Source organism: Pedobacter sp., from assembly GCF_039594775.1.
In the GTDB taxonomy this organism is placed as follows: Bacteria; Bacteroidota; Bacteroidia; order Sphingobacteriales; family Sphingobacteriaceae; genus Pedobacter.
This window is the reverse complement of sequence record NZ_JBCNMT010000004.1, coordinates 233,874-255,593: the sequence shown is the minus strand read 5'-3', so window position 1 is coordinate 255,593 and position 21,720 is coordinate 233,874. Positions and strand designations below refer to the sequence as shown.

The following is a 21,720-nucleotide window of genomic DNA, read 5'->3' as shown; positions in this document are numbered from 1 at the left end:
CCTATGAAGCAAGTTGAAGACGCAGAGATTCTCTCTAAATTTCAGGATGAAAAAACTCGAAATAACGGCTTCAACTTGCTTTTACAAAAATATCAACAGAAAATTTATTGGCACATCAGACGTTTGGTTATCGACCACGATGATGCCGATGACCTTGTTCAAGAAACTTTTGTAAAGGTTTGGAAAAACCTACACTCGTTTCGTAGCGATTCTCAATTATACACTTGGATTTATCGGATTGCCACCAACGAATCCATCACCTTCCTTAACAAGAAAAAAAATAGGAATAACGTTTCTTTAGATGAGGTAAATTCTGAGTTAGCAGAAACACTTGCTTCTTCTTCACACTTTGATGGCGATAAAATTCAGCGCAAACTGCAGCAAGCCATTCTTACCCTTCCCGAAAAACAGCGCATCATCTTTAACATGAAATATTTTGATGATATGAAATACGAAGAAATCTCTGAAGTTTTAGGCACTACCGTGGGTGCTTTAAAGGCTTCTTTCCATATTGCCGTCAAAAAAATCGAAGCAATTTTAATAAATGAAGATTGATATTAAACCTTTTGCCTAAAAAAACATCAATAAATATGAATGAGTAAAATGGCCGAAAATATGGAATGGGAAAACGAAGCGCCACAACTAGCGAAACTGAAAAAATCTAACCCTTTTACAGTTCCAACAAATTATTTTGAGGAACTAGAAGAACGGATTAATCAGTCTGTGTTTATGAGTTCGTTGGAAAAATCAGCTAGCAATGGTTTTACCACGCCACCAGAGTATTTCGAAACGCTTAGCAATCAAATTATTTCTCAAGCTAAGCTATCAACAATGGTAAGTGAGCCGCAAGGTTTTAGCATTCCTGATGGATATTTTGAGCAATTACAGCAAAACATTGCCGCTAAAACCACCAATACCAAAAAAACAGTCAAGCTGTGGCATCAACCATTATTTAAGTATGCCGTTGCGGCCTGCTTGGTAATTATGTCTACTACCGGCTGGTTTGCCAACAAACAGTATCAGAGCCATCAGTTACGCAAAACGGAACTAGCCAAAGAACAATTGCTCTATGATATTGACGAAAGTGTAATTATAGAATATGTACAAGAGGCTCAGCAGGGAAAAACAGGCAATGTGACCGACAGTGAAATGGAAAATTATATTTTAGATAACTTCTCTACAACAGATTTATCTAATAATTTATAAATCTGGGCCAGATGGCTACATCAAGACCCATTTAGCACAATTAAACAATAAATAACAGATGAAACCATCATGGTTTTTCAAAATGAACAACTATAAATCATGATAGCTTCATCACAAATAAAAACAAATTATAAACAGATGAAAAACTTTGTTTTTGCACTATTGATCTTCGTTCCCTTTTTGGCTTCAGCACAAGGACCTAAAATGGGTGGCGAAAAAATGGAAGCCAGAAAAGTGGCTTGGCTAACCACAAAGCTAGATTTATCTGCCGAGGATGCAAAGATTTTTTGGCCTATCTACAATGATTATGTGAGGGAACTCTCAACGTTGAGAAAAGAACGCACCCAAAAAATGATCAGCTTTAGGAAACTTAAGGAAATTGAAGATTTGGATGACGAAGAAATTCAGACCTTAATTTTAAACGATTTCAACTTCAGACAGCGAGATTTAAATATCGAACGTAAGTATTACAATAAGTTCAAATCAAGTTTACCCATTAAAACGGTAGGGAAGTTTTACAGAGCACAAGAAGCATTTAAAAAAGAGATATTGCAACAGTACAGAGCGGCAGTTCCCGCACCTCAAAATAATTAGGTCACGCAAATGATTAACCGAAGAGGACGTCCTTTAAAAGGCGTCCTTTTTTATTTGGCATCATTTCCAAAAAAATGAACCTTAAATCCGCTACTTTTGCAACATGCTTACCCAACGACAACTTTTTTTAAAACATAACGCCCAAACTTCTACCACTCCCTTAATGCTTGAATTTGTAAAAGCTCAAGGAGTTAATCTATATAACACAGAAGGAAAAGCTTATATAGATCTAATTGCTGGCATAGGGGTAAGTAACGTAGGCCATTGTCATCCCAATGTGGTAACCGCTGTGCAAAAGCAGGTTGAAACCTACATGCACCTCATGGTTTACGGAGAATTTGTACAAAGTCCGCAAGTTAATTTTGCAACTGCTTTGGCATCCGTTTTACCCGATCAACTTAACTGTACCTATTTTGTCAATTCCGGTGCTGAAGCCGTTGAAGGTGCTATGAAACTAGCCAAAAGATATACGGGAAGAAAGGGTTTTATAGCCTGCAAAAACGCTTATCACGGCAGTACACAAGGGGCAGAAAGCTTGATGGAAAGTGATTTCTATTCAGCTGGCTATGGTCCATTCTTGCCGCACGTTGATTTTATCACGCACAACAACCTTGTTGACCTAGCGAAAATTACCGACCAAACTGCCGCAGTATTTATTGAACCTGTACAGGGGGAAGCTGGTGTTAGAGTAGCTGATCAAGCTTTCATGGAAGCTTTAAAAGAGAGATGCTTAGCCACTGGCACATTACTAGTATTTGACGAAATTCAAACAGGTTTTGGCAGAACGGGAAAAATGTTTGCTTTCGAACATTATAACATTGTACCCGACATTCTTCTTTTGGCTAAAGGTATTGGCGGCGGAATGCCTATTGGCGCTTTTATCAGTTCAGCAGAAATCATGTCGGTATTGTCATTCAACCCTATTTTGGGTCACATGACTACTTTCGGCGGCCATCCCGTATGTTGTGCTGCCGGACTAGCCACTCTAAATACACTGTTAAATGAAAATATAGTAGCTGATGTTGAAACAAAAGGCGCTTTATTCAAAGAACTATTACAACATCCAGCCATCAACGAAATACGAGGAAAGGGCTTGATGCTTGCCGTAAGTTTTGATAGTTTTGAAATCAACAAAGCAATTATTGATGCCTGCATTGAAGATGGTATTATTACCGACTGGTTTTTGCATTGTAGTGATGCCATGCGCATTGCCCCACCCCTCACCATTAAGGAGAATGAAATTAGAACGGCATGCAGCATCATTATGAGAAATATAGAGAAAATTTGCCCATCAAAATAAACTGGGATGAATGTACTAATTGTAGAAGACGAAAAAAGCCTAGCCTTAGAAATCAATGATTTTCTAAGTAAGGAGGGCTATATTATAGATCATGCCAGAAGAAAGTCTTCTGCAGAAGAGAAAATTTTCGTTAACAGTTATGATTTTATTCTGCTTGATTTGGGCTTACCAGATGGTGATGGCTTTGAGTTATTAAAACTGATTAAAGGTTTGAAAAACCGAGATGACGCCATCATCATTCTTACCGCAAGAAGCGCGGTAGATGACCGCATTAAGGGACTGGAAGAAGGTGCTGACGATTATCTGCCAAAACCTTTTTCTTTGAACGAGCTCCTGGCAAGAATGCATGCCGTAACCCGTAGAAAACACAAGCTGGAAAAAAATGACATCCAAGTACATGATTTTGTATTGGATATCCAAAACAGGGTGGTAACTTTTAGAGGGGAAAGAATTCATTTGACCAAAAAAGAATTTGAGATTTTAAATTATCTGGTATTAAATAAAAACCGGGTAGTTTCACGCACCAGTCTAACCGAACACGTTTGGGGCGACATTCTAGAGGTCAACTCCGATTCGAACTTTGTAGATGTGCATGTGAAAAATCTTCGCAAAAAGCTGATGTGCCATGCCAAGACTGATTGGCTGGAAACCGTAAGAAGTATTGGTTATAGAATAACGCTTTAAAGATGAGATAAAGATGAGACTGCAAGAAAAACTTACCTTATATAATGCCGCCACCAAAATTGCACTCATTTTTATCCTTGGAACTATTATTCTATTTTCCTTAGAAAAAATCTCCATCAACCACTTGGATAACCGGCTATCTAAAAAAGAAACCAAACTCATCAGGAACCTCAATGATAGCGAAGTAGATAGTTTACTAAATGCCCAACAGACTTTCACCGATTATAACATCTTAAAAGACGAGTTTATCGTACTCACGCTTATTCCAAAGCAACAGACTATTGATCCCACAGAAAAATTTAGTACCGGAGACCGAGAAATTATGGGCGATATTGAGGCCTACCGCATTCTCACCAAGCAATTTGAATACAAAAACAAGTATTACCAGCTAGAGCTAGGCACTACGGCTGCTGGGGCCATTTCTATCAAAAAATCGCTGGGAATCTACATGTTCATTGTGCTGATGGTTTCACTATCCATTACATTGGTAACCGATTATGCCTTTACCAGATTCTTGCTCAAACCTTTCTATAAGATACTGGACCAAAAAATCAATAAGGTTAACGACCCCATCACCTTTGATTACAGTAAAATTCCTACCAACACCACTGATTTTGTGCTTTTGGACGATAGCATTAATGGCTTAATGAGGAAAATCACAGACTTGTTTCTGCTCGAAAAGCAATTTATAGCTAATGTTTCGCACGAACTGCTTACCCCTATTTCCATTTTAAATGGCAGGTTAGAAAACATTCTTGCGTCTGAAACACTGGCCGAAGAGCATGAAGAAAAAATAATGGCCTCTTTAAAAACTTTAAGTAGGTTAAAGTCTATCATCAACAGTTTATTACTAATTTCCAAAGTGGAGAATGAACAATATGTTAAAAAAGACCAGATCATCATCAAACAAGAGCTTGAAGATATCTATGAAGATTTAACAGAACGTATTTCAGATAAACGGATTACCTATGAAAATCAAACTAAGGAGGATTTTATTTTCTTGGGAAACCAACCACTAATCCATACATTATTGGTCAATATCATTAATAATGCAATAAAATACAGCAACAAAGCAGGAAAAATCGTCATCACCGACCAATTAACTCCGGACGTTTATGTGCTAAGTGTCACCGATAATGGCATTGGTATGGAAAATGAAATTGTCAAAAAAGCTTTCCATCGCTTTGAAAGGGAGAACAACGAAGAGGTCAGTGGCCTTGGACTAGGTTTGGCCATCTGCAATAGTATCGCTAAATTTCATCATATTTCGCTCGGTATTTCCTCCAAAAAAAATGAAGGCACTAGAGTTAGTATCACTTTCCCGCTTGAAAAGCATATTTAAAAAGCATTTTTTATAAGTCTGTAAAACTTCATGATTTCTTCATGTTGATAGATGAACTTAGTATTGTTAAACAACAACATCGTTCACTAAAAATAAAAAGAAAATGAAAACAGTGAAATTTTTAATGGTTGCATTAATTGCAGCATTTACAGTAAACTTCGCAAACGCACAAACTTCACCTGCTGCTAAAGCGCCAGTAAAAACAGTTGCTCCTGCTACTAAAGCGGTAGAGAAGAAAGCTGAGAAAAAAGCTGAAAAAGTAGAAGCTAAGGCTGATACAGCGGCTAAAAAAGTAAAGCACAAAGCACATAAAAAATCATAGTACTTGTTCCTAGTTAGTACAATGCGCAGCGGCCTTGCCCTGCGCATTTTTTGTTGCACTATTTTTAGCACTTCTTGCTATCTTTAAACAAATAATTCATTAGAAAAATGGAAATCATTCAAGAGAACGACGATAGAAGAGGCTTATTTAAAGCCATAGAAGATAGCAAAGAAGCTGGTGTAATGACCTACACTTGGGCTGGAAGTACTAAATTCATCATCGACCATACGGAAGTTAATCCTGATTTTAAAGGCAAAGGAGTCGGCCAACAAATGGTGATGAAAGCAGTAGCATACGCAAGAGCCAATCATTTAAAAATCATGCCATTATGTCCGTTTGCCAAATCAGTTTTTGACAAAAATCCTGATATTGCAGATGTGCTATTTTAAGTAGAAAATTACCTAAATGAACCACATAGACACATAGTGGACTCATAGTATTAACAAAATGTTGTGGTTTTTTCTCTTTAAAAACTAATCCACTATAATCATAAAACAATGCGTCTATGTACCTATGTGGTTATTTTTTCATTTAACTAGAACGGAAAAAGGTAGTTAACTCATTTTCTGGCGCTTAATCAGGTAAGCTTCTAAAATATGATTAAAGCCAGCGTTAATATCAGCATCCACCATATCAATTTTATATTGGGCGCATTTTAAGGCTAGATTTTTCCTATAAGCCGTCATTTGCGATAAGTAAGCATCTTTCACTTTAGATGCATGGGCTTTCAAAACAGCACCAGTTTCCATATCTACAAACTCATAAGGCCTGTTTTCAAAATCAAAATCTTGCTCCTTGGCCTTATCGGTAACATTAAAGACAATTACCTCATGTTTATTAAATTTTAAATGTTGTAGGGCAGAAAACAGTTTATCCAGCCTATCACTGCTATCAGCAGTTTGTAGCATATCACTGAAAATAACCACTAAGGAACGTTTATGGATAAAGTCGGCTATTTGATGCAAGGCCGAGGAAAGATCGGTTTGCACATTCAATTTAGAAGCCGACAATACTTCTTCCAATTTGGCAAATAAAAACTTTTGGTGTACGCTGGTAGATTTAGCTGGTGTATTTAATTTGAGTTCATTGGTAAAAAGGCTTAATCCAAATGCATCTCGTTGCCTTTTAAGCAAATAAATTAAAGCGGCAATGCTTTGCACCGCGAAAGTAAGTTTGTTATACTTATCATTTGGAAAATACATCGACGAGGAAACGTCAAGTACAAACTGACATCTCAAATTAGTCTCTTCTTCATAACGCTTGCTGAATAGCTTATCTGTTTTGGCAAACAGTTTCCAATCAATACTTTTAACGCTATCACCATTATTATAGAGCCGATGTTCTGCAAATTCAACAGAAAAACCATGAAAGGGACTTTTATGCAATCCAGTAATAAATCCTTCCACTACCTGCCTTGCTAAAAGCTCCAAACTACTTTCAAATCTAATTTCTTCTGGTTTTTGCGATGTTTGCATACCCTAAAACTAATGAAAAAGATTTTGTTTAGCTTTGTTACACACTAAAAAACATCATATGAAAAGAATTTTATTTTTTGTTATTGGCGCTATGATAGCCAATAGCAGCTATGCACAAACCGTGCAAGGTGGAAAAATAAACACCGAAAGTGCCAAGCTTGCCAACAAATTGGACACTGCAAAAAAACAAGAAGGTTGGACGGTTAGAGGTACCAATACCCTTTTGCTCAACCAAGCGGCTTTCTCTAACTGGGTTGCGGGTGGTATTAACTCCATTGCATTAACCGGACGGGCAGATTATGAATTTAATCTTAAAAGAGGCAAAAACCTCTGGGAAAATCGCCTTTTAGCAGGGTATGGTCTACGTTCTGAGGAGAACAATAAAGCCACCAAGGTGGAAGACGTAATTGATTTAACTTCGAAATATGGCTACCAACTTGGTACAAGCAATTGGTATGGTGCCGTTGCCTTAAACCTTAAAACGCAATTTGCAAAAGGTTATGATTACGGCAAACCTGAACAAAGCTACATTTCCAATCTGTTTTCTCCGGGTTATGTTACATTGGGCTTAGGTCTTGATTATATCCCCAATGATAATTTCCAATTTAGCGTTCACCCATTAACTTCAAGATTTACCATTATCGCCGACAAAGCCGTTTTTGACCCCAATAGAGATGGTATTCTTACCGAGGCTTACGGCGCAAAACCTACCGAAAGCTTGGTTTACCAATTAGGTGCTTATGTAGGCGGCAGGTATAAAGTGAAATTGATGGAGAATATCATGCTTGACAACCGCTTTGGAATTTTCACCAATTACCTGGAGAAACCTCAAAACATGGTATTATCGTATTCAGGTATCTTGGATATGAAAGTGAATAAGTTTATTTCTACCCAAATTACAGCCGACTTATTTTATGATGATAATCAAATTGGCAAATTGCAGTTGAAAGAAACTTTAGGTGTGGGCTTAACTTATAAGTTTGGCAGATATTAATTCAAGCAAAAAAGCTAATAAAAAAACCGATGTACTATAAAGCACATCGGTTTTTCTTTATATGAAGATGAATAAATCCTATTCTTATAATTGGCCGTCTAATTTACCTGCCAAAATCGATTTTGGCACTGCACCAATTTGTTTGTCAACTACCTGACCATCTTTAAAGTACAATAAAGCTGGAATATTACGGATACCAAACTGCATTGAAATTTGAGGGTTGTTGTCAACATTTACCTTACCAACCAAAGCTCTACCTTCGTATTCCTTAGCAATTTCTTCTACCACTGGACCAACCATACGGCATGGGCCACACCACTCTGCCCAAAAATCTACCAAAACAGGTTTATCTGATTTTAATACTACTTCCTCGAAGTTAGCATCTGTTATTTCTAAAGCCATATCTAAATTTTTATTATGTACAAATATATTATCAATTGTGGTGCCATCAATAGGCAAATGTCAATTTGACACTTTTGTGTCCTACAACACCCTCTCTGCCCGTTATTAACTCCTAGCTCCTAATCCCTATTTCCCTAACCTCTAGTTACGTGATTCAGTCCCTACCGGTTGATTCCACATGTTTAAAGCGTAGACCGAAAGAAATTTCATCAGCAAAAAGTTTGAGACTAATTCCTAACTACTAATCACTAGTCACTAACACCCTAGCTCCTACCTAATTCAACCTATAATCCACAAAGTCCAACTTCTTGATTTCATTCAGAAACTGATTATTTGGATTTATTTTCTGATTCTTGGATGGCAGTTCAAGCTTCAGGCCTTTCTCCACATCATAAACCTCAAAATTGAGCTTACAGTTTTGCGCATCTGCATTTTCCCTATTTTCGTCTAAAATCGCCTGTATTTGCTGCATAAAACTATCGTTCACAATTTCGATAGGGAAAAATATAGTTAACGACTTGGTAAGCTTATCTCTCAGGCCAGCGAGTAAATCAATGGTCGTAATTTTAAACTCCCAATCTCCTTCTTTACCAAAGCGCAGCCCCAATTTACCACGTATCTGTAGGAAATATCCCTCGGTTAAAAATTGCTTAAATTTCAGGAAGTCATCACCAAACAAAGCAATTTCACAACTGTCATCGTAGTCTTCGAACGTGAAAATCCCGAAAGGCTTGCCTGTTTTGGTGATCCGTTGAGAAGCCATGACCACCAATCCCCCCACTACCAATTCACGATTTTTCAGATTTTCAAATTCCGCCATAATCTCTTCATTTGAATCGCCCATTCTTACTTTATTGATGATACTCAAATGCTTCACTTTATGCGGGCAATATCTGTCCAGTTCAAAACGATAATCATCCAAGGGATGTCCAGAAAGAAAAATTCCAATTGCGTCTTTTTCATATTTCAACTTATCAATTAAACTCCATTCTGGTGTCATGGCAAAAGATGGTTCCAAAATCAAATCTGCTTTTGAACCGCCGAATAATGACGATTGAGAGGAATTCTGGTTATTCTGGAAGTCGTTAGCATATTTAATCAGCTTTTCGATACCATTTAGTTTATCGTTAGGGCCAATGAAGAAAAACTGCGATCTGTTAAAGCCAAATGCATCAAAGGCGCCACCATAAACAAAACTCTCGTAAGCCTTTTTGTTAACGATACGGGTGTTAGAACGCTTCGCGAACTCAAAAACCGTAGGATATGGTCCGTTTTCCGTGCGTTCTTCAATGATACTTTCTACTGCTTTCTCCCCCACTCCTTTTACTGCAGATAAACCAAAACGAACTTCGCCCTTGGCATTTACCGAGAATTTCATTTCCGATTCGTTTACGTCTGGCCCGAGTACTGGCACGCCCATTTGTCTACATTCTTCCATGAAAAAGGCCACTTGCTTAATATCACTCATGTTATTGGATAGTACCGCAGCCATATACTCAGCTGGATAATGGGCCTTTAAATAAGCAGTTTGATAAGCAATCCAGGCGTAACAGGTAGAGTGCGATTTGTTAAAGGCGTAAGAGGCAAATGCCTCCCAGTCTTTCCAAATCTTTTCTAAAATCTCGGCTTTATGACCTTTTTCTGAAGCTTGTTTTACAAACTTCGGCTTCATTTTATCTAATACGTCTTTTTGTTTTTTACCCATGGCCTTACGCAGAACGTCGGCCTCGCCTTTGGTAAAGCCAGCCAATTTTTGCGACAAAAGCATCACCTGCTCTTGATAAACCGTAATTCCGTAGGTTTCTTGCAAATACTCCTCACAGGCATCCAAATCATAGGTAATAGGTTCTATACCATGTTTACGTCTAACGAAACTAGGAATATACTCCATTGGCCCTGGACGATATAAGGCATTCATGGCAATCAAGTCACCAAAAACCGTTGGCTTTAGCTCCTTCATGTATTTCTGCATACCAGGACTCTCGTACTGGAAAATACCTACCGTTTCGCCACGCTGGAAGAGCTCATAAGTCTTTACATCATCTATAGGAAAATTATCGGGGTCTAGATCAATATTAAATCGCTTTTTGACAAGCTTTACGGTATCTTTAATTAGGGTCAATGTTTTTAGTCCCAAAAAGTCCATTTTTAATAGACCCGCGCTTTCCACCACCGAGTTATCAAACTGCGTAACGTACAGATCACTGTCTTTGGCTGTAGATACAGGTACAAAATTGGTAATGTCATCTGGTGTAATGATTACCCCACACGCGTGGATACCCGTATTACGTACCGAACCTTCCAATACAATAGCCTGCTGTAAAGTTTCGGCCGCCAAGTCTTTACCCGAAGCTAGCGCTTTAAGCTGATTAACATTTTCAAATTCGTCAGGTCTGAGTGCTTCTTTTAGCGCCTTATCTTGCAAATTGAAAATTTTGGCCAGCTTCATATTCGGCACCAGTTTAGCCACTTTATCTGCCTCGAAGAGCGGCAAATCTAATACCCTCGCCGTATCTCTAATGGAAGATTTGGCTGCCATGGTACCATAAGTGATGATTTGCGCCACCTGACTAGAGCCATATTTTCCAATTACATAATCCATTACACGGCCACGACCCTCGTCATCAAAGTCGATATCAATATCGGGCATGGATACACGGTCGGGGTTAAGGAAACGCTCAAAAAGGAGATCGTATTTAATGGGATCGATGTTGGTAATCCCCAAGCAGTAAGCTACGGCCGAACCCGCGGCAGAACCACGGCCTGGTCCAACAGACACATCCCTATTACGAGCCTCGGCAATAAAATCCTGTACAATCAAAAAATAACCGGGATAACCTGTTTTTTCAATGGTAGCCAGCTCGAAATCTAAACGCTCTGTAATATCAGGCGTAAGTTCACCATAGCGTTTTTGGGCGCCCACATAGGTTAAATGGCGAAGGTATTTATTCTCCCCTCTTTTTCCACCGTCAGTTTCGTCTTCAGCCACCAAAAACTCCTCAGGAATGTCAAATTTTGGAAGTAATACTTCTCTGGCAAGTTTGTAAGTTTCTATTTTATCAACGATTTCCTGTACGTTGATAATGGCCTCTGGTAAATCGGCAAAGATTTCCTTCATCTCATCTGCCGACTTGAAATAATATTCTTGGTTGGGCATGCCATACCTAAAACCTCTACCACGACCAATTGGCGTGGCTAGTTTTTCGGCATCTTTTACACAAAGTAAAATATCGTGGGCATGCGCATCTTTTTTGTTCACGTAATAGGTATTGTTGGTGGCCACCATCTTCACCCCATTTTGGGCAGACATTTTCACCAACACTTCATTTACACGGTCTTCGTTTTCTTGGCCGTGACGCATGAGTTCAATGTATAAATCGTCACCAAACTGCTCTTTCCACCAAAGCAATGCCTCTTCTGCTTGCTTCTCACCAATATTTAAAATCTTACTTGGCACCTCTCCATACAAGTTGCCTGTAAGTACGATCAAATTCTCTTTGTATTGCTCAACAATGTTTTTATCTATTCTAGGCACATAATAAAAACCTTTGGTATAGGCTATTGATGACATTTTTGCCAAGTTATGATAGCCTTGCTTGTTCTTCGCCAAAAATACGACTTGGTATCCATCGTCTTTTCGGGTTTTATCGGTGTGGTTTTCACATACAAAAAACTCCACACCAATAATAGGTTTTAATATAGTTGCTGTTGGTGCTTCACCTTTTTCCAAGGCTTCCGCATTTTTGGCTTCCGCAGCTTTGTTATGATTAAGTACATTGCTTACAAAATGGAAGGCACCCATCATGTTGGCGTGATCGGTTAACGCTACTGCAGGCATACCTTTTTCGGCAGCAGCTTTTACCAATGCAGGTACGCTAATGGTACTTTGCAAAACCGAAAATTGGGTATGATTGTGCAGATGAGCAAATGCTGCATCGGCCAATGCAGCCTTATTGTCCTCTAAAGTTTGTTTAGAAACACCTCCTGTATCTGCACCTTTTCTTTTCCTTATTTCATCTGAAGCCGCTTTTAGGTTGACATGTTTTAAACCTACCGATTCTATCGTGAAAGGATTGGCTTCCTTGAACTTAAGGAAATAATCGGTATCAACTTGTAACTCTTCCTTGGTAAAAACCTGTTGTTTAATCAATTCCAAAAAACAACGTGTAGTGGCTTCCACATCGGCAGTGGCATTATGCGCTTCGGCAAAAGGCACCCCAAACAAATATTGGTGCAGTTCTGTAAGGTTGGGCAATTTAAATTTACCGCCCCTACCTCCAGGGATTTTCAACAATTCAGCGGTAACTTCAGTACAGGTATCCAACACTGGCATATGGGCCAATAGGTTCTCCTGTCCAAAACGATACAGTTCGCAGCCCATAATATTAAGGTCGAAACCGATGTTTTGTCCTACAACAAATTTGGCTTTCCCCAAAACCTCTTTAAATTTCTCTAATACTTCGGCCAAGGGAATCCCCTGCTCCTGTGCCAACTCGGTAGAAATACCATGGATACGTTCGGCATCGTAAGGAATGTTAAAACCTTCGGGTTGTACCAAATAATCTTGGTGCTCCAACAACCTTCCCATATCATCGTGCAACTGCCAGGCAATTTGTATACAACGCGGCCAGTTATCCGTATCGGTAATTGGGGCGTTAAAATTACGCGGCAAACCTGTTGTTTCGGTATCAAAAATTAAGTACATAGCTAAAAAATGAGGATACCAAAATTAACGAAAAATATAAGGGATTTCGTCAGCTAATTATCAACATATAGCCAAGTTGTACTTGGAGGAACTTTAGATTTTATCCGACCTATTTTTCCGTTTTTATTCGGTAAATTAAATTCATAATTTTACTTTCTTTAAGATAAATTAATTATTGCTCAATGGATTTTACGTTTAACGGTTACGGGCTAGTTTTACTATTTTTTGGAACCTTAACGGCCATTTTAGCAATTTACATTTATAAACGGGGCACCAGTGTGGTGAGGTGGTTTGGCCTAATGATGGGGTCCAATGCCATTTGGTCTATCGCCTACGGATTTGAACTCTCGAGCTACCATCTCGAACAAGCGCTGTTTTTCATCAACATTGAATACCTTGGCATTGCGACCTTACCGTTAAATTGGTTTTTGTTTTGCCTTGCTTTTTGCAACAAAGAGTGTTGGTACAAGAAACCGCTGAATCTCACTTTATTGCTCATTGCCCCTATCACCACTCTTTTTATGGTGTGGACAAATCCGATGCACCATTTGCATTACAAAGACGTAAAGATGTTCTTTGACGGACCTTTCCCCATGATTAAGATATATCCAGGGACTTGGTACCATATTTTTACCGTTTACTTTTACTTATTGCTGGCCTGTGGCTGCTATCTGATTTTCAACAAATTCAGGAGTTCGGACCCTATTTACAAAAAACAGAACTACAGCATTCTTATTGCTGCCCTATTACCTTGGATTGGCAATATCAGCTACCTCATTGGTTTAAGGCCCCTAGGGTTTATAGACATTACCCCTTTCGCATTTATTCTCACCACTTTTCTCATTTTATTGGGCATTTATAGGTTCAGGCTTTTCGACATTGTGCCCATTGCCAGAGAAAAAGCACTAGAATTAATGGATGATGGCTTTTTGGTGTTGGATAAAAAACACCGAGCCATAGACTATAATTCCTCCCTGTATCGATACATCAACCTCTCAAAAAATCAAAAAATTATTGGACAATCAATCGGCGAGTTGTTTCCAAAGCATATGGATTTTATCCAAAAAATAGAAAGTGGATTTAGCGGAAAAATGGAAATGCAAGCCTTTGTAGGAGAGGAAATCATCTATTTTGAAGCAGAAATTTTATTGCTTAATGAAAGCAAAATTAATGATGCCTTTACCATTGTTAAGCTACAAGATCTTACCTCAGCAAAGAAAGATGCATTAATTGCCAAAGAACAGGCTTTGGAACTGGAAAAAGTGAACCAACTTAAAGACCGCATTTTTTCCATCATTGCACACGATTTGAGAGGCCCACTGGTCAATCTGTCGGAGATTTTAAAGATGGTTTCCTACAACCAAGTTAGTCAGGAAGAATTTGAGAAAATTTCACCTGAATTAAGTAAGGACATTATTTACACAACCGATTTGCTTGAAAATGTGCTTCATTGGTCCAGAAGTCAGCTACAGGGTTTTGGCATTCAAAAAGAATTCTTCAATGTGCGCAACATTATCCTCAACGAAATCAACTACCACCTGCCCTCGGCCACACTCAAGAAAGTGAACATTTTGCATGATGTTTTTCCTAATGAAATTGCCTATGCCGATGTGCTGATGTTTCAAATTGTGATCAGGAATATCCTCAACAATGCCATTAAATTTTGTAATGAAGGTTGCCAAATCGTTATTACGGCAAGCTATCAACGCAATCATATGTTAAAAATATGCATCCAGGATAATGGTGTGGGAATGTCTGACGCGACCTTGGAAAAACTCTTTAAAGACGAAAATGTATCTTCTAGGGGAACACAAAATGAAAAAGGCACCGGACTTGGCTTAATGATCTGCAAAGATTTCATGACCAGAAACGATGGCGAAATCAGCGTTTCAAGCCAATTGGGGAAAGGGACAACGTTTTGTCTACTTGTTCCTACGGGCGATTAAAAAAGCTATCCTATTATTTGGAGCACGGCTAAGAACACCTCCACAGCATTAAACTGTCTGGAATCCCGCCCCTCTGAATAACAGAATAGCTTTATGTTTTATAAGAAATCAAAAAGACTATTTACCTGTGACTTGGTTAATTGCCTGCTGTTCTCTTAATTCGTCGACATTATTTTTATTGCCGAATTTCTCTGTTTTGTTCGCAAAATAATCTAATATGCCCACTATAGTGTCTAAATTATCTGCTACTCTTTGGTGCATATCGGGCAAGTCTTGCTCAAGTTTTTTATCACCAAGCTCAATATTATCAACTTCTATTTTCCCTATTTTTTGTATGATGGCCTGTTGCGAGTGCTGCAAATCTTCCAGCTCCCTCACTATCTTTTCCATCAACTCGAATTTCTTTAAAGTTTCCATAAATTCTGTTTTTATTTAAATGATAAACTCTCTTTAACAACCCTTCCATGTCGATTTTGTTTGATTTTATGTTTTTTATAGGCGAAAGATTTGCATATCCCACGAATAACTAATAATTTAGTTTTCATGAAAAGCATTTATATTTCCTTTGTATTTTTATGGGTTGCAACATTTTGCAATGCGCAACAAGTTGTTTTAGACAAAGAGAAACTTTTAGAGTTTTACCAAAATCAGCGCTATGCCGAAGCGGCAACTTACCTTAACAGCATTTACCCTTCAGAAACCAATGATGTGAAAGTACTGGGTCAAATTGCCTATTGTAATATGATGGCGGGAAAATTAGTGGATGCAGAAAAGAATTACCAAAGGATAAACGAAATACAGCCCAAGCAAATACCGATATTGTTCAATTTAGCTAACATTAACTCTAGAAGAGGCAATAATAAAAATGCCATGTTGTATTTACAGGAAATTATTGCTTTGGACAGTGCCAATTTTAATGCGCTTAAGCGTTTGGCAGATTACACCGATAGTTTGGCCCTAAAGGTGAGATACTTGCAAAAGGCTAATAAGCTTAATGCAACAGAGGCTGATGTAGCTTATGATTTAGCGGCTGGTTACAGGAAACTGAAAATACTTCAACCTGCCTATGATGTACTAAAAATTGCCATTGCGGCCGATACCGGAAATTTTGTACTGCAACAAGCCCTACTGCCAGTGGCCAATCAATTGAATAAATACAATGAGGTAGTGAATGTTGGCGAGAAGCTGCTTAAAAACGGTGCTGATGCAAATGTGGTTGCAGATGTGGCGAAAGCTTATTTTTTCTTAAAGAATTATAAAAAAGCCATTAGCCTTTACCAAATGTTGGAAAAGACCAGCATGCAAACGGAAAGCACCCTATATTTTACTTCACTTTGTTTCCGTGAGCTGAAAAATTACGACCAAGCGGCTAGCTATGCTAAGCAAACCATTACCGAAGGCATTTCGCCCAATATAGCTGCTTATTATAATTTGTTAGGTGGTATTTATGAGGAAAAACAACTATTTACCGCAGCGGGTAATGCTTATAAAAAGGGATTGGAATATCAGGTCAATAAAAATAGCTATTACAGGTTGGGCTTGCTATATGATTTGAAATTGAAACAGACCAAATCTGCATTGGCCTATTACAATCTTTATTTAAAAAGCAAGGAATTGGATAAAGATGATGAGCCACAGGTGGAATATGTAAAAGGTAGATTGTCGGAGCTTAAGCGTTAAAGCTTATTATTCATATGAATTCTGGATATGAAAAGGCAATACTTGGGCTCGAGTTGGCTCAAAAATCAATTTAGCAATCAGAGCTCGAGTTATTTTAAGTCTTCGAAAACAGGCTTTACGTCTACCCAAAATTCATCGAGCGCAATGATACGGGGTTTTAAAAAAGCAATGATATCCGGCCATTGCTGTTGGTTATAAACACTTACGTTTGGCAGCAAAAGTTCTATTCGGGCTACTTGCTTGCCAAAAGCGTTGGAAGCTTGCGGCTGCCAATCCCACTCCTCGTTTAAGGTATTTTCCAGCAATCGTTTAAATTCTTCAAACTGCTCAAAAAGCAGGGCCCTCACACCTTCATCTGGATGGGCAATTTCAATGGCTATGCTGGCATGCTTTTTTTCAGCATCCATACGGAAGAAGATATGTTTTACGCCAGTTTTATAGTTCACCCAGTTCACGGGCAACCCTTCTACACCTGGAATTGGCTTCATGTACTGGCCAAAACTAATCCAAAACTGTTGCCTTAATCTGGCGGCTTCTTCCCTGCTGAACATTTTTATTTTACGAAGTTTAAAGTGAAAAGTATAAGTTTATAGTGGAAAGTATAAAGTTAAAAGTTTGTAGCGGCCCTATAAAAAATCCCTTTTGCCTTCTTTGTGAAACTCTTCTTTTCTTAGCGATTAAAAATTTAACGCAAAGGTTTTTAAAGTATTCGCAAAGTGCGCAAAGTTTAAAGTACCACCGAAACAAATTTTAATAGCCGCACAAGCCTGTATTATTTAAACCTGATAGTAGCCGACACCCCCGAAATGAAATGAGGGAGTAAAGGCGAATAGCAGGGCTACTTTTAAGCGATGGAATGCTGCCGTTATTTTTCTAAAAAATTAAGATTTCCCCATTAAACGGGCTACGTATTTACCTATAATATCGAACTCCAAATTCACCGGATCGCCTTGTTTTACTTCCTGCAAATTGGTATGCTCATGGGTATAGGGGATAATAAAAACCGAAAATTCGTCGTCAGCAGAATTAACCACGGTTAAGCTGATGCCATTGACACAGATTGAACCTTTTTCGACTGTTACATTACCTTTGGTTGCATCATATTTAAAACGATATTCCCAGCTTCCATCCAATTCATTTACCAAAATACAAGTAGCCGTTTGATCTACGTGGCCCTGCACAATATGCCCATCTAAACGGGCATTCATTTGCATGCAACGCTCCAAATTCACTTTAGCACCCACTTTTAAACTTCCCAAATTGCTTTTCTGCAAAGTTTCCTCAATAGCGGTTACGGTGTGCGTATGGTCGTTTAGCGATACCACGGTTAAACAAACACCATTGTGTGCAACGCTTTGGTCTATCTTTAGCTCATTGCTGATAGCGGATTGAATGGTGTAATGTACATTGCCGCCATCGTGCTGTATATTTTGAACGGTACCTAAGGTCTCTATAATTCCCGTAAACATATTTTTAGTTTAAAGGGCAAAAGTAAAAAGTAAAATGCAATAATGTTTAGTGTACTGCTTTTTTTGACTTTTATGTTAATATGCTTTTCTGTTTTTAACCCAATTGCTTTTATGGGCAGCCGAAGCCAACAAGGGCTGTGCAGCTGCTTTTTGCTCTTGCAATAGCAGTACGGCACTGATGGCAGCAATTAATGCTTCGTGTTCATCTTCGGCTTTAAGGCTATCGGCCGTAAAATATTTGCTTACAAAGTGGGTATCAAACTGGCCCGAAACGAAGGCCGGGTGTTGCATTACAAACTTGCCAAAGTTCAAAGTTGTTTGTATCCCTGTAATATCATACTCCAAAATTGCCCTAATCATACGCTCTATGGCTTCTGCACGGTCTTTTCCATGTGTAACCAATTTGGCAATCATTGGGTCGTAATAAATAGGGATTTCCATGCCTTGTTCAAAACCGTCATCAACCCTTACGCCGTTTCCTTTTGGGGTTTGATAGGTTTGTAGTGTACCAATATCTGGCAAGAAATTATTCAAGGGGTCTTCGGCATACACCCTTAATTCAATGGAGTGTCCGTTTATTTTGAGGTCTTCTTGTTTAAAACTGATGGCTTCGCCACGGGCAATTTTAATCTGTTCTTTTACCAGATCTAACCCGGTAATCATTTCCGTAACTGGATGCTCTACTTGCAAGCGGGTGTTCATTTCGAGGAAGAAAAAATCAAGGTTTTCATCCAAAATGAACTCGACCGTGCCTGCACCTACGTAATTTACGGAACGGGCTACGTCAACTGCACATCTGCCCATCTTTTCCCTAATTTCGGGAGTAAGTACTGATGAGGGTGCTTCTTCTACCACCTTTTGATGGCGACGTTGTACCGAACATTCGCGTTCGAAAAGGTGCACAATATTTCCGTGGGTATCGCCCAATACCTGTATTTCGATGTGTCGGGGCGAGGTCACGTAACGCTCAATGAACACTGCTCCGTCGCCAAAGGCTGAAGTTGCCTCGCTAACGGCCAATTGCATTTGTTCTTCAAAATCGTTTACGGTATTTACAATGCGCATGCCCTTACCGCCGCCGCCTGCCGCCGCTTTAATCAAAATAGGAAATCCGACCTCAACTGCCCTAACCTTGGCTTCTTCTACATTGGTAATGGCTTCCTCGGTACCTGGAACCATTGGGATGTCATATTTTAAAGCCGCTGCTTTTGCCGAAAGCTTGTTACCCATAATTTCCATGGCTTCGGGACTTGGACCAATCAACGTTAATCCCGCCGCTTTTACTTGTTGGGCAAATGCCGGATTTTCTGAAAGGAAACCATAACCTGGATGGATGGCTTCGGCACCGGTCTGTTTACAGGCATCGATAATTTTGCTTCCTACCAAATAGGATTGATTGGAGGCCGCTGGGCCAATGCAAATGGCTTCATCGGCGTAACGAACATGTAACGAATTACGGTCTGCTTCTGAAAAAACGGCTACAGTTTTAATGCCCATTTCCTTTGCCGAACGCATAATGCGAAGGGCAATTTCACCACGATTGGCAACTAATATTTTTTTCATATCCTTAACAGATGTCGATATCATTTGGTTAGTGGTACAAGATGAAGAAATTATCGTTAAATGGCAAATTTGTTTTAGGGACTAGTGGCTAGTTGTTAGTGGCTAGTTTTTAGTTGTTAGTAATTAGGGATTAGGAACTAGTAGTTAGGGATTAGTAGTTAGGGATTAGTGGTTAGAGTGTTTAATTGTTTTGGAGATTGGTTAAGACAACTGGCTGCCGAAAACATGCTGTAAATTATTATATTGTGTCGTTATTGTAATTTGTCAGCTAAATCTTTCGGTCTCCAAGCTTTCGGACTTCCCGACTAATTAATGAACAAGTGAACCAATGAACTATTGAACCCTTAAAAAATGCAACTCAGCTTAAACGTACCTGCCCTTTTTTTCCCGGCCATTAGCCTTATTATGCTAGCTTATACCAATAGGTTTTTAGCCTTGGCTACTTTAGTAAGGAGTTTAAAATCAAAATACGAACAAACCGATAATGATATTGCTCTACAAAAACAGATTAAAAATTTACGTTATCGCTTAAAGCTCATCAAAAACATGCAGGCTTTTGGCGTGGTGAGTTTCGCCTGCTGTTTGTTCTGTATGCTATTTATCTATCTTGAAAAAAACGTTACCGCCGAAGTCTTTTTTGCTTTGAGCTTGATTTTCTTTATGGTATCGCTATTGATTTCGCTATTGGAAATACAACTCAGCACCAAAGCACTCGAATTAGAATTGAGTTCTATCGAAGAAGACGAATCTATCGTTAAAAAAATCAAGAAAAAGTTCGAGTAGCCTAAACGTCTAGCTTGCCAATAACTTCAATGGCTTGGTCAATCATGGCCACTGAAATATCCAAATGGGTAACCAAACGAATGGTTTTAGCAGAAGTTGGATTGCATAGGATCGCCTTTCTGCCCAATGCTCTCACCACTTCATCGGCATTTAGTTTATTTGCCACATCAAAAAGCACAATATTGGTTTCTACGGGCATTACTTGTGCCACATAATCGGTTTGCGCTAAAGCATGTGCCAAGGCCTTGGCATGCTGATGGTCTTCGGCCAAACGATCCACCTGATGGTCTAACGCGTAAATTCCCGCAGCGGCCAAAAAACCGGCCTGTCTCATTCCTCCGCCCAACACTTTTCTTATTCTACGAGCTTGTTGGATCATGTCTGATGAACCCAACAATACCGAGCCTACCGGTGCACCCAAGCCTTTAGAAAGACAAACCGATATCCCATCAAAGTAATGTCCATATGCTGCTGCCTTATCGCCAGTAGCTACCAAAGCGTTAAAAATCCGGGCACCATCCAAATGTAGTTTCAATCCCTTAATGGCACATAAATTATGGATGGCTTCAATTTGGTCCAAGTGATAGCATTTACCGCCGCCCTTGTTCACCGTATTTTCAAGTACTACTAAACTACTTTTCGGATAGTGAATGTTCTCCTCGTTAATTTCTGGTTCAATCAATTCTGGCGTTAAAATGCCCCTTTCACCATTCAGCAAACGCACCGAGGCCATAGAATTGTAGGCAATACCCCCACCTTCATAACGATAAACGTGTGCCGTTTGGTCGCAAATTACCTCATCCATAGGCTGGGTGAAGCATTTAATGGCAATTTGGTTGGTCATGGTACCTGATGGGCAAAACAAGCCGGCCTCCATATGGAACATATTTGCCAACTTGGTTTCAAGTGCGTTCACCGTTTCATCTTCGCCATATACATCATCCCCAACTTTTGCGCTCAACATGGCATCTAACATGCCGGGTGTAGGTTTAGTAACGGTGTCGCTTCTGAAGTCAATTTTCTGTTCCATGGTTTTATCAATTTTTTTCCAAATATGCCATAATGAAGATGGCAAAAATCTTTTTAATGAAAAAATTACATTTTCCTTTCGCACATTTTTTCCACTTTTTTTCGTCAGCTTTCCCCAAGCAGTATGCAGTTCAAAAAAGCCCTTATTAGTGTAAAAAATACACTTTACAAAAAAACCGCTTCATTTATCTGCAATCAAACGTTTGAATCCTCCCTAGGTTAACTA

Annotated in this window: 20 protein-coding genes; 12 read left to right on the top strand and 8 right to left on the bottom strand. The window is 39.0% G+C overall.

From position 1 onward, the window contains the following. Positions 1-3 precede the first annotated feature (3 nt). The 8 genes from ABDV71_RS12530 (at position 4) to ABDV71_RS12495 (ending at position 5,837) form a co-directional block, all read left to right on the top strand. Positions 4-555, top strand: coding sequence for a sigma-70 family RNA polymerase sigma factor (locus ABDV71_RS12530; protein WP_343533053.1), 552 nt, complete (start codon positions 4-6; stop codon positions 553-555). A 39-nt stretch (positions 556-594) separates the two neighbouring features. Then, positions 595-1,206, top strand: coding sequence for a hypothetical protein (locus tag ABDV71_RS12525; RefSeq protein WP_343533051.1), 612 nt, complete (start codon positions 595-597; stop codon positions 1,204-1,206). A gap of 138 nt (positions 1,207-1,344) precedes the next feature. Continuing rightward, entirely contained in the window at positions 1,345-1,800 is a 456-nt protein-coding gene (locus tag ABDV71_RS12520) for a hypothetical protein (RefSeq protein WP_343533049.1), read from the top strand. A 163-nt stretch (positions 1,801-1,963) separates the two neighbouring features. Further along, complete coding sequence (locus ABDV71_RS12515; RefSeq protein WP_343533047.1) at positions 1,964-3,100, top strand: aspartate aminotransferase family protein; 1,137 nt, start codon at positions 1,964-1,966, stop codon at positions 3,098-3,100. A gap of 6 nt (positions 3,101-3,106) precedes the next feature. Continuing rightward, on the top strand, positions 3,107-3,784 hold the full coding sequence (locus ABDV71_RS12510) for a response regulator transcription factor (protein WP_343533045.1): 678 nt from the start codon (positions 3,107-3,109) through the stop codon (positions 3,782-3,784). A gap of 13 nt (positions 3,785-3,797) precedes the next feature. Beyond that, positions 3,798-5,126, top strand: a complete 1,329-nt coding sequence (locus tag ABDV71_RS12505) for a HAMP domain-containing sensor histidine kinase (RefSeq protein WP_343533043.1) — start codon at positions 3,798-3,800, stop codon at positions 5,124-5,126. Positions 5,127-5,229: 103 nt separating this feature from the next. Then, positions 5,230-5,448, top strand: coding sequence for a hypothetical protein (locus tag ABDV71_RS12500; protein ID WP_343533041.1), 219 nt, complete (start codon positions 5,230-5,232; stop codon positions 5,446-5,448). Between the two features lie 107 nt (positions 5,449-5,555). After that, on the top strand, positions 5,556-5,837 hold the full coding sequence (locus ABDV71_RS12495; protein ID WP_343533039.1) for a GNAT family N-acetyltransferase: 282 nt from the start codon (positions 5,556-5,558) through the stop codon (positions 5,835-5,837). A gap of 165 nt (positions 5,838-6,002) precedes the next feature. Here ABDV71_RS12495 and ABDV71_RS12490 read toward each other — a convergent pair whose 3' ends face one another. Then, positions 6,003-6,923 carry a DUF58 domain-containing protein gene (locus ABDV71_RS12490; RefSeq protein WP_343533037.1) on the bottom strand — a complete coding sequence of 307 codons (921 nt, stop codon included), beginning with the start codon at positions 6,921-6,923 and terminating at the stop codon, positions 6,003-6,005. A gap of 58 nt (positions 6,924-6,981) precedes the next feature. On the opposite strand from ABDV71_RS12490, the gene ABDV71_RS12485 reads away from it, so the two are divergent. Beyond that, entirely contained in the window at positions 6,982-7,917 is a 936-nt protein-coding gene (locus ABDV71_RS12485; RefSeq protein ID WP_343533035.1) for a DUF3078 domain-containing protein, read from the top strand. Between the two features lie 84 nt (positions 7,918-8,001). Here ABDV71_RS12485 and trxA read toward each other — a convergent pair whose 3' ends face one another. Both trxA and dnaE read right to left on the bottom strand, forming a co-directional pair. Further along, complete coding sequence (gene trxA / locus ABDV71_RS12480) at positions 8,002-8,319, bottom strand: thioredoxin (protein WP_113663246.1); 318 nt, start codon at positions 8,317-8,319, stop codon at positions 8,002-8,004. A 274-nt stretch (positions 8,320-8,593) separates the two neighbouring features. Further along, a complete protein-coding gene (dnaE, locus tag ABDV71_RS12475; RefSeq protein WP_343533031.1) occupies positions 8,594-13,024 on the bottom strand; it encodes a DNA polymerase III subunit alpha in 4,431 nt (1,476 codons plus the stop codon). 182 nt (positions 13,025-13,206) lie between these two features. Here dnaE and ABDV71_RS12470 point away from each other — a divergent pair, with 182 nt between their 5' ends. After that, positions 13,207-14,970 (top strand): histidine kinase N-terminal 7TM domain-containing protein, encoded by a 1,764-nt coding sequence (locus ABDV71_RS12470; protein WP_343533029.1) that lies wholly within the window; start codon positions 13,207-13,209, stop codon positions 14,968-14,970. A 117-nt stretch (positions 14,971-15,087) separates the two neighbouring features. On the opposite strand, the gene ABDV71_RS12465 is transcribed toward ABDV71_RS12470, so the two are convergent. After that, positions 15,088-15,387 carry a hypothetical protein gene (locus tag ABDV71_RS12465; RefSeq protein ID WP_343533027.1) on the bottom strand — a complete coding sequence of 100 codons (300 nt, stop codon included), beginning with the start codon at positions 15,385-15,387 and terminating at the stop codon, positions 15,088-15,090. A gap of 126 nt (positions 15,388-15,513) precedes the next feature. Here ABDV71_RS12465 and ABDV71_RS12460 point away from each other — a divergent pair, with 126 nt between their 5' ends. Further along, complete coding sequence (locus ABDV71_RS12460) at positions 15,514-16,650, top strand: hypothetical protein (protein ID WP_343533025.1); 1,137 nt, start codon at positions 15,514-15,516, stop codon at positions 16,648-16,650. An 89-nt stretch (positions 16,651-16,739) separates the two neighbouring features. On the opposite strand, the gene ABDV71_RS12455 is transcribed toward ABDV71_RS12460, so the two are convergent. The 3 genes from ABDV71_RS12455 to accC all read right to left on the bottom strand — a co-directional run bounded on the left by ABDV71_RS12455 (position 16,740) and on the right by accC (position 19,682). Further along, positions 16,740-17,201, bottom strand: a complete 462-nt coding sequence (locus ABDV71_RS12455) for a DUF4268 domain-containing protein (RefSeq protein WP_343533023.1) — start codon at positions 17,199-17,201, stop codon at positions 16,740-16,742. A 330-nt stretch (positions 17,202-17,531) separates the two neighbouring features. Continuing rightward, positions 17,532-18,119 (bottom strand): riboflavin synthase, encoded by a 588-nt coding sequence (locus ABDV71_RS12450; protein ID WP_343533021.1) that lies wholly within the window; start codon positions 18,117-18,119, stop codon positions 17,532-17,534. Positions 18,120-18,194: 75 nt separating this feature from the next. Next, positions 18,195-19,682 (bottom strand): acetyl-CoA carboxylase biotin carboxylase subunit, encoded by a 1,488-nt coding sequence (gene accC / locus ABDV71_RS12445; RefSeq protein WP_343533019.1) that lies wholly within the window; start codon positions 19,680-19,682, stop codon positions 18,195-18,197. 351 nt (positions 19,683-20,033) lie between these two features. Here accC and ABDV71_RS12440 point away from each other — a divergent pair, with 351 nt between their 5' ends. Next, positions 20,034-20,465 carry a DUF2721 domain-containing protein gene (locus ABDV71_RS12440; RefSeq protein WP_343533017.1) on the top strand — a complete coding sequence of 144 codons (432 nt, stop codon included), beginning with the start codon at positions 20,034-20,036 and terminating at the stop codon, positions 20,463-20,465. 1 nt (position 20,466) lies between these two features. Here the strand turns inward: ABDV71_RS12440 and ABDV71_RS12435 are convergent, their stop codons facing one another. Next, the gene (locus ABDV71_RS12435; RefSeq protein ID WP_343533015.1) at positions 20,467-21,495 is read right to left on the bottom strand and encodes a GntG family PLP-dependent aldolase; all 1,029 of its coding nucleotides are present in this window, start codon (positions 21,493-21,495) and stop codon (positions 20,467-20,469) included. Between the last annotated feature and the right edge of the window lie 225 nt (positions 21,496-21,720).